Below are 13,719 nucleotides of genomic sequence, written 5' to 3'. Positions count from 1 at the left end.
CCCGGCGGAGCGAATGCTCCACCGGGCCTTCGGTGTTCGACGCGCAGGCTCAGATGCCGGGGCGCTTGCCGATCGTGAGAGTGACCTCGCCGGTGTGGGCGAAGAAGTCGTTGCCCTTGTCGTCGACGACGATGAACGCCGGGAAATCCTCGACGTCGATCTTCCAGACCGCCTCCATGCCGAGCTCTTCGTACTCGACGATCTCGACGTTCTTGATGCAGTCCAGCGCCAGACGCGCCGCCGGGCCGCCGATGGAGCCGAGGTAGAAGCCGCCGTGCGTGTTGCACGCGTCGGTGACCTGCTTGGACCGATTTCCCTTGGCCAGCATGATCATCGATCCGCCCGCCGCCTGGAACTGCTCGACGTACGAGTCCATGCGGCCGGCCGTGGTGGGGCCGAAGGAACCCGATGCCATGCCCTCGGGGGTCTTGGCCGGGCCGGCGTAGTACACCGGGTGGTCCTTGAGGTACTGCGGCATCTCCTCGCCGGCGTCCAGGCGCTCCTTGATCTTCGCGTGCGCGATGTCGCGCGCGACGACCAGCGGGCCGGTCAGCGACAGCCGGGTCTTGACCGGGTGCTTGGACAGCTCGGCCAGGATCTCCGGCATCGGGCGGGTGAGGTCGATCTTGACCGCGGCGCCCTTGCCGGTGCCCGAGATGCCGTCGGTCTCGGCGTCGAGCTGGGTGTCGGTGACCTCGGGCAGGAACTGGCCGGGGTTGAACTCGAGCTGCTCGAGGAAGACGCCCTCGGGGGTGATCTTCGCCTTGGCCTGGCGGTCGGCCGAGCACGAGACGGCGATCGCGACGGGCAGCGAGGCGCCGTGGCGGGGCAGACGGATGACGCGGACGTCGTGGCAGAAGTACTTGCCACCGAACTGCGCGCCGATGCCGATCTTCTGGGTGAGCTCGAAGACCTGCTTCTCGAGCTCGTGGTCACGGAAGCCGCGGCCGGTGATCGCGCCCTCGGTCGGCAGTTCGTCGAGGTAGTGCGCCGACGCATACTTGGCCGTCTTGAGCGCGAACTCGGCGGACGTGCCGCCGACGACGATCGCGAGGTGGTACGGCGGGCAGGCCGCCGTGCCGAGCGAACGGATCTTGGCCTCGAGGAACTGCATCATCGAGTCCGGGTTCAGGATGGCCTTGGTCTCCTGGTACAGGTACGACTTGTTGGCCGATCCGCCGCCCTTGGCCATGAAGAGGAACTTGTAGGAGTTCTCGTGGCCCTTCGCGGTGTCCGCGTACAGCTCGATCTGCGCGGGCAGGTTGTTGCCCGTGTTCTTCTCGTCCCACATCGTGATGGGGGCGTTCTGCGAGTAGCGCAGGTTCAGCCGGGTGTACGCGTCGTACACGCCGCGCGCGATCGACTCCTCGTCGTCGCCCGGGGTGAGCACGTGCTGGCCGCGCTTGCCCATGACGATCGCGGTGCCGGTGTCCTGACACATCGGCAGCACGCCGGCCGCCGCGATGTTGGCGTTCTTCAGCAGATCCAGTGCCACGAACTTGTCGTTGTTCGACGCCTCGGGATCGTCGAGGATGCTCGCGACCTGCTTGAGGTGGTCGGTGCGCAGGTAGTGCGAGATGTCGTGCAGAGCCGTCTCGGTGAGGAGCCGCATGGCCTCGGGCTCGACCTTCAGGAAGGTGCGGCCGTCCGGTCCTTCGACGGTGGACACCCCCTCGGTGGTGAGCAGCCGGTACTCGGTGGGGTCTTCACCGATCGGCAGCAGGTCCTCGTAGAGGAATTCGGCCATCATCTCTCCTGAACACGGGGGTGCGAAGTTCGACGTTCAGGCTAGCCGCGTGGCGCGAACGGCCCGAATCGGGGCGTCCGGTGCGCGCATATCATCGAGGTGTGCCGAACATCGTGTGTTCGAGGTCACCGCAGTGGACCCGCAGATTTCCGTAGGCTTGTATAAATAACAACCGGATAACGATCTGTAGCGCGTCGTCTCGTGACGAGCCGCAGGGGTTGGGGGCAGCACCGCATATGACTGTCGAAACTGTGGGCGTGGGCCATTCCGTGAATTCCGGCCTCGGCCACGCGTCGGGACTGCATCGGATCCGAGCAGCGCACGCCTGGCTCGACGTGGCCGTCGTCGTCGCGGTGCTCGTATCGACCAATCTCATCGCGCACTTCACCACCCCGTGGGCGAGTATCGCGACCGTGCCGATCTCCGCGGTGATCCTGGTTGCCCTCACTCGCCGCCGTGGCCTGGGCTGGGCCGAACTGGGGCTCTCGCCCCGGCACTGGCGCAAGGGTTCGCTGTACGCGCTCGCGTCCGTCGGGCTGGTGCTCGCGGTCGTCGGGATCGGGATCGCGCTGCCCCTCACCCGCCAGTTCTTCATGGCCGACCGCTACGCCACCATTTCCGGTGCCCTGATCGCGTCGATGATCGTGATCCCGCTGCAGACGGTCATCCCGGAGGAACTCGCGTTCCGCGGTGTGTTGCAGGGGACGCTGTCCCGGGTCTCCGGCGCCCGCGGCGTCTTCGCGACCGGTTCGCTCATGTTCGGCTTGTGGCACATTGCGTCGTCGCTGGGGCTGACCACCAGCAATCGTGGTCTCACCGGGATCCTGGGTGGCGGGTTCGTCGGCCAGGTCCTCGGTATCGCGGGTGCGGTCGCCGCGACCGCCGCGGCCGGCTTCGTCTTCACGTGGTTGCGCCGCCGCAGCGGCAGCCTGCTGGCCCCGATCGCGCTGCACTGGTCGCTCAACGGCATCGGTGCCCTCGCCGCGGCCCTGGTCTGGCACGCCTCGCTGGGCTAGACCTTCTCGGTGACGCCCGCGAGCGTGACGCCCCGGAACTCCGCGAGCGCCGCCGCCTGCTCGTCCAGCGAGCGGCGATCGGATCTCGACAGCTTCTCCCACGGCGTCACCTCGATCGAGAGCTTCTTGCCCGATGTCCGCGGCCGCCACAGTCCGACGATCTCGCCGCCGATCGCGATCGCGCCGGGGCGCCCGAGCGTGGGCCACAGCGCCTTGCGGCGCGCCTCGTCGGAGACGAGGAGTTCGCGATCCTTCAGCTGCAGATAGGGGTCGAACGGGCCGAGCAGGCGCGCGGATCGATCCGGTGGCGCGGCACCCAGCCCGTCGCGGTCGGAGGCGAGCATCGAGCGCGGCGCGCCCCCGACGACCACGTCCACCGTGTCGTCGGGCCAGTGCGCCTTGACGTCCTTGACCGGGGCGTCGATGTAGGCGGCGACGGCCTTCGGGTCGGCGGGGCCGAAGAAACGCAGGTAGCCGCGGATCACGTCGAACCGCGGATCCGCGTCGGCGCCGGTGCGGCTGTACGGCTTCGATCCCCATCCGGGGATGCGTTCGAGAACCGGCGGCGAGGTGTTCGGGCGTAACTCGAGCCCGGCCTGCAGGGCCGCGAGCCGGAACGGCATCTCGTACATGTGGGTGGCGTTGCACGGCCGGCAGAACCGCAGATACGGCTCGCTCATCCGCCCGGTCAGTGCCGCCGACATCTCGCCCTTGACGGTGGGGGCGTCGACGATCTCCCGCATCGCACCCGCCACCTCCCGCAGCGCGTCGAGCGTCCCGATCCCGGCCGCCTTCAGCGGACGGTTGGCGTCGAAGATGCGTTTGGCGGCGTCGGCGTCCGACAGGGGCGCGGTGGCGACGGCGACCTGCGGCAGGTCCGCCCGCCGGTAGCTGTGCGGGGCGCCGCGCAGCGTCCAGGCGAGCGCCAGGTCGCCGGGGGAGGCCTGCGGTGTGCCGCGCACGAACAGGGCCCACGCGGCGCCGTCGGGTCCGGTGTTCTGGATCCCGAGATCGAGGATGTCGCAGTCGGTGGGTCCGGTGGCGATCCCGCTGCCACGATCGAGTTGCTGGACGTGCCAGCGATACGAGAGCACCTGAGCGCGTGTGACTTCGACAGTCATGGCGGGAGTGTAAGGCCGGTCACTGACAGATATCGACTGTCATTAGACTCCCGGTATGGGAACTGAACCCGCCGAGCAGTTGTCGTTGCGTGAACTGCAGAAGCGTCAGAGTCGAGCGCATCTGCTGGAAGCGGCGGCACGGCTGATCGGTGAGCGTGGGTTCCGGGAAACCACGATCGACGACATCGCCAAGGCAGCCGGGGCGAGTCGGGCCACCCTCTACGCCTACTTCCCGAGCAAGGACGCGATCGTCCAGGCCGTCGTGGAGGAGATGTGGGATCGGGCCGAATCGTTGTACCGGGACTTCGGACGGCTGCCGGATTGGTCGCGGGCCACGATCCGTGCCTGGGTGCAGAGCGTGGTCGACGCGTGGGAAGCGAGCCGCGACAAGCTGCGGGTGCAGGCCGCCGGCCTGGTGCGGTTCGACGAGTTCTATCTGGACTACCACCGCCGGTTCGTCGACGCCCTCACCGCGAACGCCGAGCTGTGGAGTCGATTCGATGCCGCCGACGCGGAGCGCCGGGCGCTGCTGCTGATCAGCGGACTGGAGCTGTTCCTCAACACGTGGCTCGTCCGCGGCTGGGACGCCGACCGTGACGGTGCCATCGACACCGTCACGGACGTGTGGTGCGCCGCCCTCACCCGAACATGAACTTGGCCCGCATCAGGCCGCCGATCTCGGCGAGCGCCAGACGGGCACGGACGTGACGGTCGGCGTGCATCAGGAATCCGTGTGCGACACCGGGATAACGTAGAACGGCAGTCTGCACACCGGCGTCGCGCAGCCGGTGTCCGTACTCCTCGGCGCCGTCTCGGCTGGGGTCGTGCGACGCGGTGACGATGATGGCCGCGGGCAATCCGGACAGGTCCTCGGCGAGACTGGGCACACCGTACGGATGGTCCGCGCCCGGATCGTCGCCGAGATACAGGTTCTTGGTCCACGCGAAGTCGCCCGCGGTGATGATCGGGCCGTCCGCGAACTCGAGAACCGACGGCCGGGTGTCGTCCCGGTCGATGCCGGCGTAGATGTGCAGCTGGAACACCAGCGGCACCCCGCCCTCCTCGCGGATCTGCAGCGCGGCGCCGGCCGCGAGCGTCGCGCCCGCGCTGTCCCCGGCCACGGCGATCCGCGCCGGATCGACCCCGAGGTCGGCGGCGTTCGCGCCGAGCCACTGCACCGAGAAGTAGGCCTCGTCGGTGGCGACCGGATACCGGTGCTCGGGGGCGAGCCGGTAGTCCACGCTGACGACGACCGCCTCGGCGGCCTGCGCGAGCATCCGGGCGAGGATGTCGAACGTGTCGACGCTCCCGATGACCAGTCCGCCGCCGTGGAAGTACACGATCGCCGGGAGATCCGGCGCGTCCACCGGACGGTAGATCCGGAGGGGCAGGGGCCCGTGCGGTCCGTCGACGACGCGGTCCTCGACGCTGTGCATGTCGGGTCCGGGGCGTCGAGGTAGGGCGTTCAGTGCCGCGCGTGCGGCCTCGACGCCGGCCTCGTGCATGGGTACCCAGTTGTCCTGGCGGGTGCCCAGATAGGCGGCCACATCGGGATCGAGCTCGAGCATGATGGGATTCTCCTGGTGATCGGGGGTCAGGCCTGGACCTTGCCGGTGACGTCGGGCGCGATCTTCACCGCGGCCCAGTCCGCGCGCGCCTGGGGGCTCATGCGGCCGACGAACGCGTCGAGGTGCGACCACATGGACGGCGGGATGATCATGTCGTCGGGCTGCATCACCTGATCGATCAGCGCGGGCCAGCTCTCGGGGGAGTGGTCGGAGGCCAGTGCACCGGCCGTCTCGGCCTGAACGACGCGGGCGACGAGACCGCCGCCCACGGCGAACGCCTCGCCGGTGATCGCCGTGTCGGCGTGGAGCAGGTAGGTCGCGAATGCAGCAACGGCTTCGGGCGGGAAGTGCGACTGCAGGAACTCGCCGAATCCGGGCTGCTCGATCCCGGCGGTGGAGCGCGTCCACGCCGAGGGGAGGATCGCGTTGGACCGGACACCGTCCCGCGTCCCGAGGATCGCCTGGGTGCGGGTGAGCGAGAGGATTCCGCCCTTCGCGGCGGCGTAGCCCGGCATGGCCGGAGCGCCGAAGCTGCCGCTCGACGAGATGTTGAGGATGCGTCCGTTTCCGTTGGCGGACAGGTGCGTCCAGGCCGACTCGCTGATCCGATTGGCGCCACGGAGGTGCACGTCGATCAACGTATCGAAGTTGCCACCGGCTCCCGCGTTGTTGATGACGATGTCCAGGCGCCCGAACGCGTCGACGGCGGCCTGGACGATCGCGTCCGCCTCGGTCACGACGTCGCCGGTGACCCCGATCGCGGAACCGCCGTCCTCGGTGATCAGCCGAACGGCCTCCTCGGTGCCGGGGGTGCTGGCCGACCCGCTCCAGTCCCGGCCGAGGTCGTTGACGACCACCGCACAACCCCGGGCGGCGAGGAGGCGGGCGTATGCGAGCCCGAGTCCGAACGTGGACACGCCGGTGATGAGGGCGACTTGTCCGTCGAATCGCAGAGGGTCCATGACAGGCAACACCTTTCGTGTGGTGAATCCGCGGATGCGGGCTCCGCGCGGGTGGCGATGGTGGGACGGTAGCCCACCCGGGACGTCTTCGGTAGACCTTTGGGCAAAAAGTCAGACTGACAGTCTGCTAAACGGGATATTGGTATGGACACGGGCTGTCGGGTGGCCTAATGTCCCGATTCACGCCGCCGCCGGTCCCGGTCATGCGGTAGGTACTCCTGCTCCACGACGAACGCCACCAGGCCTCGGACATTCAGGCCTGCAAGGAGATTCCCATGACATCAAGTACCACTGCACCACGGTTCGCGGCAGACGACTCGGTCGATCCCGGGCTGCTGCGGGCCCACCTTCGCCTCGCTGACCCGGCCGTCCTGTTGGCGGTGCTCGCGCAGCTCACGGGTGAGCATGCGGTGCTCGATCGCCACGTCGACGCCATCTCGCACATCTCGGACCCGCCCGAGATGGCGGCCGTGGCGGACAGCGACACGGTCGCCGAGATCATCGAACGTTTGGTGGACGTGCTCGGGTCGGAGGAGCGGCCCGCGCCGGACCTCGCGCCCGACGACCCGGCCTTCTTCGCCCGGCTCGCCCCGCTCGCACTCGGGGTGGCGATGGGCGAGGAGTTCTTGCCGATGCTGCTCGAGCAGGGCGGATTCCACTCCGCCCGACCTGTGCTCCCGCGCACGACGCCGCTGCCCGCCGACCTGGACGTGGCGATCATCGGTGGCGGCCTGGCGGGGATCGCGGCGGCCCTCGCCGCGACAAAGGAGGGTATCGCGTACCGGATCTACGAGCGCAACGAGGACGTCGGCGGAACCTGGCTGATCCAGAACTATCCCGGCGTCGGGGTCGACACGCCGTCGTCGTACTACTCGCTGTCGACCGAGCTGAACCCCGACTGGACCAGCTACTACCCGAAGGGCGGCGAGTACCAGGACTACCTGCGCGGCGTCGCGGACCGGCACGGGATCCGCCGCCACACCCGCTTCGGCACCGAGGTGGAATCGCTGGTCTGGGACGACGCGTCCTACCGGTGGAACATCCACGTGCGCAGCGCGGACGGCACTCGATCGACCGAGCACGCCGCGGCGGTGATCACCGCCGCGGGCTACCTCAACCGCCCGCAGTTCCCTCCGGTGGAGGGTCGGGAGATGTTCGCGGGCATCAGCATCCACTCGGGGGAGTGGGATCCGGCCCTGGACCTGACCGGCAAGAGGGTCGCGGTGATCGGGGCCGGCTGCACGTCGGCCCAGATCGTCGATTCTATCGTCGACGACGTGCGACACCTGACGCTCTTCCAGCGGCAGCCGCACTGGGTCGCGCCCCGCAAGCGGGACAGCGACGACGTACCCGAGCATCATCGGTGGCTCTCTCGGCACGTGCCGTACTACGCGAACTGGCTGCGACTCAAGGCGTTCTGGGGATCGGCGGACAGCGCCTATCCGGTGGTGATCGTCGACCCCGAATGGGCTGCGTCGCACCTGTCGATCTCCCGAGCCAACGACATGCTGCTGCAGGACTGCCTCGCGTACATCGACCGGACCTTCGGGGCCGGGTCGGAGCTGGCGACCAAGGTGACGCCCGACTTCGCGCCGTTCGGCAAGCGCATCATCCGGGATCCGGGCGGCTACTACCCGGCGCTCACCCGCGAGCACGTCGAGGTGGTCGCGGCCGAGCCGGCCCGCGTCATACCGGAGGGGATCGTCACCCCCGACGGGGATCTGATCGAACTCGACGCCATCGTCTATGCCACCGGCTTCCACCTGGACTTCCTGTCCACCATGGAAATCCGGGGACGGGACGGCAAGTTGCTCACCGAGGAATGGGCCGGGAACGATCCGCGCGCTTACCGCGGTGGGACCGTGCCCGGGTTCCCGAATCTGTTCATCACCTCGGCGCCCAATGCCAACCCGAGCCACGGCGCCGGCAACAACTTCGGTATCGAGGTGGCGGTCCACTACATCGTCGAGTGCCTGCACCTGCTGGCCGAGCGCGGGGCACGATCCCTCGAGCCGACCCGCGCGGCGTACGACGCGTACGTCGAGGAGATCGATCGTGCCATGGAGAAGACGGTCTGGAAGCACACCCCCGGCGCACACACCTACTACCGCAACGACAGCGGCCGCGTGATCGTGGCCAGCCCGTGGCGCCTGGTCGACGTCTGGCAGCAGCACCGGACTCCGATCGAGGAGCACTTCGTCATTCGCTAGCCCACGAGTGAAAGGGAGTCATGTCATGTCTGTTTCGACCTCTGCCGGCGGATCCGACGAACCGTAGGTGTCCACGCGCACTGCCGCGACCGAACGGCCGACCCGATACTGGGTTCGCACGCTTCTGATCCTGCTCCTGCTCACGGAGCAGTCGGCGCTGGGCTTCTCGCTCTTCGCGCCGACCCTGCCGAAGGTTGCCGCCGAGTTCCAGACCACCCAGGTGGTGTGGGTGATGACGGCCTTCACGCTCTCGGGCGCGGTGGCCTCACCCATCATCGGCAAACTCGCCGACCTGTACGGCAAGAAGAGGATGCTCGTCGTCACCGCCGCGATCGGTGCGCTGGGCGCGTTGATCTCGGCGATCGCGCCGACATTCCCGATCCTGGTTGCCGGACGCTTCCTCTCCGGTGCCGGCTTTGCTTGTCTCGCGCTGGGGTACACCCTCATTCGGGACACGTTCCCGACCCGGTTGCAGCCAATCTCGATCAGTATCGCCAATACGGGTGTCGGTGCCGTCGGTGTCGGTGCGCTGCTGCTCAGCGGTGTGCTCATCGACCACCTGGGTATGCGGTCTGTGTTCTGGTTCGCGTTCGGATTCTGCGCGGTCGGCGCCCTGCTGACGTTCTTCTTCGTGCCCGAGACCCCGATTCGTGCACACGCACGCATCGACTGGTTCGGCGCGGTTCTGCTCGCGGCGAGCATGTTCGTCGTCCTGGTCGGACTGTCCCGCGGCAAGGAGTGGGGCCTCACCGACGGTCGCACACTCACGTGCGTCGGTATCGCCCTCGTCGGATTCGCGGTGTGGGTGTGGTGGGAGCGACGCACCGAGGAACCACTGATCCGTCTCGACCTGATCACGAAGCCCGCGCTGCGGTACACCCTCATCGGCGGTGGCATCGCGTACGGTGCCACGACCCTGCTGGCCAGCCTCACCCCGATGCTGCTGCAGGCCCCGGAGAGCACCCCGTACGGCTTCGGGCTGTCCGCCACCGAGATGGCGGGGTGGTTGCTGCCCGGCCAATTGATGATCGTGGCAAGTGGATTCATCGTCGGGGCCACCGCGCGCTCGATCGGTTTCCGCAACCACCTCATCTTCGGCGCGGTGTTCATCGCGATCGCGGCCGCCGTCCTGTCCGCCGTTCCGACGGTTCCTGCGGTCATCGTCGTCGCGTGGATGCTGTTCGGCCTCGGCTGCATGATCTACGCCGCCGTCCCCAATCTCGCTCTGCTGGCGCTCCCGGAGACCGAGCGCGCCGTCGGATCGAACTTCGTCGGTGTCGCGCAGACCCTGGCCGGCACGCTGATCTCCACGATCGGCTTCACCGTCCTCGCCCACTACGTGCTCGCGACCGACGGACAGGGTGTTGCCTACGAATCCGCCGGATTCCGAGGTGCGTTCCTCGTCGCGGCGGGCGCTGCGGCACTCGGCGCGCTGGTGTCCATCGCCGTGCCGAAGATCAAGCAGTCCGTCTCGTCCCTCAATTAGTCTCCCGGAGACATCGAATGCTTCCCGAACCGAGATTCGTCGACACCAACGGCGTCCGCCTCGCCGTCTTCGAGGTGGTACCCGAGCAGGTCACCCGCGACGTGTGAGCACTGGTGGACCAGGATGCCGAGCGCTTCTTCCGGTTCTTCATGCGCCGCGACATCGGTGCGGGTACGAACCTGTCCCGCACCGGCCGGCACGATCCGGAGTCGACGAGCTACATCCACTGGCTCGCCGACGACGAATCCACCTGGCCCGGTGAGGTGGTGCTCGACGCCGAGGAACTGCGGTACTACGAGGACACATACTCGTGGACTCGCTCATCCGGTACTTCTGATGGGGATTGGCGCCCAGGTTTCGGTGCGCCACATTACGCTCAGAGATTGACCTGACATCCGATGGCAGTTCGAGTGTGGACGACACAAGGAGCCAGCCTTCACTCGATACTCTCGCCCGAAGGCTGCCTCCCACCCGTTCAGTGTGGTCGGACCCGATCGTGATGGTGAAACCTGACGTCAGGATCCACCATCACGACGGGCTTCTTGCGTTCGTTACTCCGGGAGTTCGTACTTGTCGATCACGGACTCGAGCAACTCTGCGGCTCGGGAACCGCTGATGACGTCCTCAGGCGCAACCTTGTTGACTGTCTTGGAACTTGCATCCTCGTAAACGTGTTCGCCGATCAATCGGACGTCGTTGTCGTAGTGCCAGACGAATGCGAGCGTGCGACGGACCAGGTAATACGCGTCATCGTCGTACTCCGAAGCACTGCTGGATGTGCTCTCATCGAGACTGCCGAAGACGTTGTCACCAAGCATCTTTCCCGGAACAAACTGACTGAATTCCGCCTCGCCGGCGAATCCCCAGTCCGCGACCGCCATCTTCTGCTTGCCCGTCCACATCACCAGCATGTCCATGCCGGCCAGTGTCTGGTAGAAGCCGCGAACCTCGGTCATTCCGTCGAGGATCACACCTTGGCCGCCTTCGAAGACCCGGTAGTGAGGCGAGTCGACGGTCATATTGGGAGCGAGCAGTTCGTCGTAGCGTCCCGACACCTCCAACAGGCCGTGGCGGCGGTAGTTGACAAGAATCTTGCGGTGGATGGGATTGGTGGTTCTGTCGATGAGGGTGTCGATGTCGTCCATCATGTGGACGAACTCCTCCTCGTACGAGGTTCGGGGGGCTGCTGCCGGCAGGTCGGAAAATGCTGTGCTCATTGTTGTTCTCTCCCTAAAGGTACTTGCTGAGGTCGGGGTAGCTGCCGACTTCGTAGCCGCCGTCGACAACAAGGCTGGTGCCGGTGATGTAACTGGCGCCCTCTCCCGCCAGGAAGATTGCGGGAGCGGCGAGCTCTGCGGGCTGTGCAGGACGCTTGAGAACGGCATTCGCATAGAACTCGTCCATGATGCCTTCGTTCTCGAGGATGAAACCCGCCATCGGAGTCTCGACGAGTCCGGGAAGCACAGTGTTGACGCGGATTCCGTGCCGGGCCAGCTCCAGTGCGGCGTTCTTGCCGAACATCTCCGCGCCGGCTTTGCCCGCGGCGTAAGCGCTTCCGCCGTACAGGGGTAGGTGTGCGTTGACCGAGGAGATGTTGACGATCGCGCCACCGACTCCCGTCCGGATCATGGACTGCGCGACGTATTTGGTACAGAGGTAGACGCCAGTGAGCACCACGTTCATGGTGAAGTGCCAGTCGGCTTCGGCGAGATCGGTGATGGGGGCGGGGCGCAGTCCGCCCGCGACGTTGAACAGGCTGTCGATTCCCCCGAGGGAAAGTTCGGCCTTCTCCACCGCGGCTTTGACGTCGTCTGGTTCAGCGACGCTGCCGGAAAACGTTGTGTAGGAACTTCCGAGCTTCTCGGCCGCCGCGGCCAGACCGTCCTTGTCCAGATCGAAGGCAAGGACGGAGGCTCCGGAGGCGATGAGTTGCTCGGCAATCGCATAGCCGATTCCGGATGCGGCGCCGGTGATGAGTGCTCGTTGAGGAGACTTCGCAGTTGCTGACATGGGTTCCCGTCTTGGATGGCTTTTGGGTGGTTGAATGCCCGATCATGTTCCGGCTCTTGGATTTCTTCCGGTCTCAAACACCTTGACACCGTGCGGCTGACCAGTAAATTGAGATCCACGACACAGGGTTAAGTAGTTGCTTCATCGGAGGAGTCGGTTGTGTCCTCGTTCTTGAATCTGACTTTGGTCAATTCGTTGGAGGTGCTGATCGAAGAGGGAAGCTTCGCGCGTGCGGCGGCGCGATTGTTCGTCACACCGCCGGCGATGACCCAGCAGATCCAACGCCTGGAGGGCGCCGTGGGTTACAAGTTGGTCGAGCGTGGCACCACCCCGATCCGGCTCACCGACCGTGGCAGGGAGTTCATGGTGCATGCGGGCGCCGCGCTGGCGTCTTCGCGCATCGCGCTGGGAGAAAGGACCGACCAGGAGGTCCTGCGAATCGGGTTCATCAATGGCTTTCCGGGCCGGAGAGACGAGGGTTTTCTGGCGGACTTCGCGGCGAAGAACCCCGGTGCTCGGCTGCAGTTCATCCAACTCGAGTGGGGTGATCAGCTTTCGCGACTGGCTCGTGGTGACGTCGATGCGTCTCTCGCTCGTCCACCCTATCGAGAGATGGCGGACAAGTTGGACCGCATTGTTGTGCATCGAGAGAAGCGGGTGGCGGCGGTGCCAGTCGACTCGCCACTCGCGACGTATGGGGTATTGACCCTCGGGGACCTCGACGGCTACGCGGTCGTCGGCGCAAAAGGCATCGCCCGTGAGTGGACGAAGGAGTGGGTGGTAGACCCTCGTCCCAGCGGACGGATCGTTCAGTATGGTTGCTGGGCAGCAACAATGGAGGAGGCGATCAACGGCGTTGCGCTCGGCGGCAATGTTATGATCACCGCGCAATCGGTGGCCAATCGCTATCAACACGACGGCGTCACCTACCGAGACATTGCTGACGTGGACCTTTGCCAGGTTGATCTGATTACTCGATCCGCAGACCGTAGACCACTCACCAAAGAGTTGCGCCGCGCAGCTCTTGCTCGACTTGACGACTTGACGACTTGACGCCCATCCCCGCCCAGTGCGCGATACTCGAGCCCCTCTGGGGTGTCGATGAGGATGCCAGCCCCAGTCGGTCGGAGTGCTGAGTGTCAGAGCGATGAGTATTGATTGGTTACAACAACTTTGGCGGCCTATCCGTTCCCGATATCGAGTGGTTGTCGGATGGAATCGAAGGGCGCTGAGCTTGTCGCATCGGCGCAGCTCGTCCGTGTCACCGCGCCCGAGGTGTGACGCTACGGATCAGCGTGCCGCGGCCTTCGCGGGTCGGCGCGTCCGCCGGGCGACGGTCGGTTCCACGGTTTGGCGGATTCGTGCGTCGAGGGCTTGAACCCCACCGACGATCAGACCGACGACTGCGCCCCAGATCGCCGACACGACGAGACCGAGCAGTAGCGCGAGCGCGTAGGTGCCGATCCCCTGATGGGTTTCGAAGCTGAGGAACACGATCCGCACCAGATTCCCGACGGCGACGCCGACCACGGTGGCGAGAAGGCCGGCGAGAAACGGGCGGCGGACCTCGCACTGCAGTCGCGCCCAGACCGCGGCAGG

13 protein-coding genes are annotated in these 13,719 nt (G+C 66.5%); 6 read left to right on the top strand and 7 right to left on the bottom strand.

What is annotated here, in order from left to right; translation table 11 throughout:
- Positions 1–49: 49 nt before the first annotated feature.
- Positions 50–1,747 carry a fumarate hydratase gene (locus tag J2X34_RS07860; RefSeq protein WP_174914541.1) on the bottom strand — a complete coding sequence of 566 codons (1,698 nt, stop codon included), beginning with the start codon at positions 1,745–1,747 and terminating at the stop codon, positions 50–52.
- A gap of 236 nt (positions 1,748–1,983) precedes the next feature.
- Here J2X34_RS07860 and J2X34_RS07855 point away from each other — a divergent pair, with 236 nt between their 5' ends.
- Positions 1,984–2,763, top strand: a complete 780-nt coding sequence (locus J2X34_RS07855; RefSeq protein WP_429516505.1) for a CPBP family intramembrane glutamic endopeptidase — start codon at positions 1,984–1,986, stop codon at positions 2,761–2,763.
- On the opposite strand, the gene J2X34_RS07850 is transcribed toward J2X34_RS07855, so the two are convergent.
- Positions 2,760–3,884, bottom strand: a complete 1,125-nt coding sequence (locus tag J2X34_RS07850; RefSeq protein WP_429516504.1) for a winged helix DNA-binding domain-containing protein — start codon at positions 3,882–3,884, stop codon at positions 2,760–2,762. The genes J2X34_RS07855 and J2X34_RS07850 overlap by 4 nt on opposite strands.
- Before the next feature lie 55 nt (positions 3,885–3,939).
- Between J2X34_RS07850 and J2X34_RS07845 the strand changes: the two genes are divergently transcribed.
- The gene (locus J2X34_RS07845; protein WP_429516503.1) at positions 3,940–4,536 is read left to right on the top strand and encodes a TetR/AcrR family transcriptional regulator; all 597 of its coding nucleotides are present in this window, start codon (positions 3,940–3,942) and stop codon (positions 4,534–4,536) included.
- On the opposite strand, the gene J2X34_RS07840 is transcribed toward J2X34_RS07845, so the two are convergent.
- Both J2X34_RS07840 and J2X34_RS07835 read right to left on the bottom strand, forming a co-directional pair.
- Positions 4,523–5,452: an alpha/beta hydrolase gene (locus J2X34_RS07840; protein WP_429516502.1), complete on the bottom strand. Its 930-nt coding sequence runs from the start codon at positions 5,450–5,452 to the stop codon at positions 4,523–4,525. The genes J2X34_RS07845 and J2X34_RS07840 overlap by 14 nt on opposite strands.
- 26 nt (positions 5,453–5,478) lie before the next feature.
- Positions 5,479–6,414: an SDR family oxidoreductase gene (locus J2X34_RS07835; RefSeq protein ID WP_174909036.1), complete on the bottom strand. Its 936-nt coding sequence runs from the start codon at positions 6,412–6,414 to the stop codon at positions 5,479–5,481.
- 275 nt (positions 6,415–6,689) lie between these two features.
- Between J2X34_RS07835 and J2X34_RS07830 the strand changes: the two genes are divergently transcribed.
- The 3 genes from J2X34_RS07830 to J2X34_RS07820 all read left to right on the top strand — a co-directional run bounded on the left by J2X34_RS07830 (position 6,690) and on the right by J2X34_RS07820 (position 10,502).
- The gene (locus J2X34_RS07830; protein WP_429516501.1) at positions 6,690–8,624 is read left to right on the top strand and encodes a flavin-containing monooxygenase; all 1,935 of its coding nucleotides are present in this window, start codon (positions 6,690–6,692) and stop codon (positions 8,622–8,624) included.
- Positions 8,625–8,691: 67 nt separating this feature from the next.
- A complete protein-coding gene (locus J2X34_RS07825; RefSeq protein WP_429516500.1) occupies positions 8,692–10,110 on the top strand; it encodes an MFS transporter in 1,419 nt (472 codons plus the stop codon).
- Positions 10,111–10,223: 113 nt separating this feature from the next.
- Complete coding sequence (locus tag J2X34_RS07820) at positions 10,224–10,502, top strand: hypothetical protein (RefSeq protein ID WP_429516499.1); 279 nt, start codon at positions 10,224–10,226, stop codon at positions 10,500–10,502.
- A 159-nt stretch (positions 10,503–10,661) separates the two neighbouring features.
- Here J2X34_RS07820 and J2X34_RS07815 read toward each other — a convergent pair whose 3' ends face one another.
- Both J2X34_RS07815 and J2X34_RS07810 read right to left on the bottom strand, forming a co-directional pair.
- A complete protein-coding gene (locus J2X34_RS07815) occupies positions 10,662–11,258 on the bottom strand; it encodes a hypothetical protein (protein ID WP_429516498.1) in 597 nt (198 codons plus the stop codon).
- Between the two features lie 82 nt (positions 11,259–11,340).
- Positions 11,341–12,120 carry an SDR family NAD(P)-dependent oxidoreductase gene (locus J2X34_RS07810; protein WP_429516497.1) on the bottom strand — a complete coding sequence of 260 codons (780 nt, stop codon included), beginning with the start codon at positions 12,118–12,120 and terminating at the stop codon, positions 11,341–11,343.
- Between the two features lie 159 nt (positions 12,121–12,279).
- Here J2X34_RS07810 and J2X34_RS07805 point away from each other — a divergent pair, with 159 nt between their 5' ends.
- Entirely contained in the window at positions 12,280–13,173 is an 894-nt protein-coding gene (locus tag J2X34_RS07805) for a LysR family transcriptional regulator (protein ID WP_429516496.1), read from the top strand.
- A gap of 237 nt (positions 13,174–13,410) precedes the next feature.
- On the opposite strand, the gene J2X34_RS07800 is transcribed toward J2X34_RS07805, so the two are convergent.
- The gene (locus J2X34_RS07800) at positions 13,411–13,650 is read right to left on the bottom strand and encodes a hypothetical protein (protein WP_258557595.1); all 240 of its coding nucleotides are present in this window, start codon (positions 13,648–13,650) and stop codon (positions 13,411–13,413) included.
- Between the last annotated feature and the right edge of the window lie 69 nt (positions 13,651–13,719).

It is taken from the genome of Rhodococcus sp. BE178, from assembly GCF_050433545.1.
In the GTDB taxonomy this organism is placed as follows: domain Bacteria; phylum Actinomycetota; class Actinomycetes; order Mycobacteriales; family Mycobacteriaceae; genus Prescottella.
The sequence above is the reverse complement of the archived record's forward strand: the minus strand, read 5'-3'. Positions and strand labels throughout refer to the sequence as shown.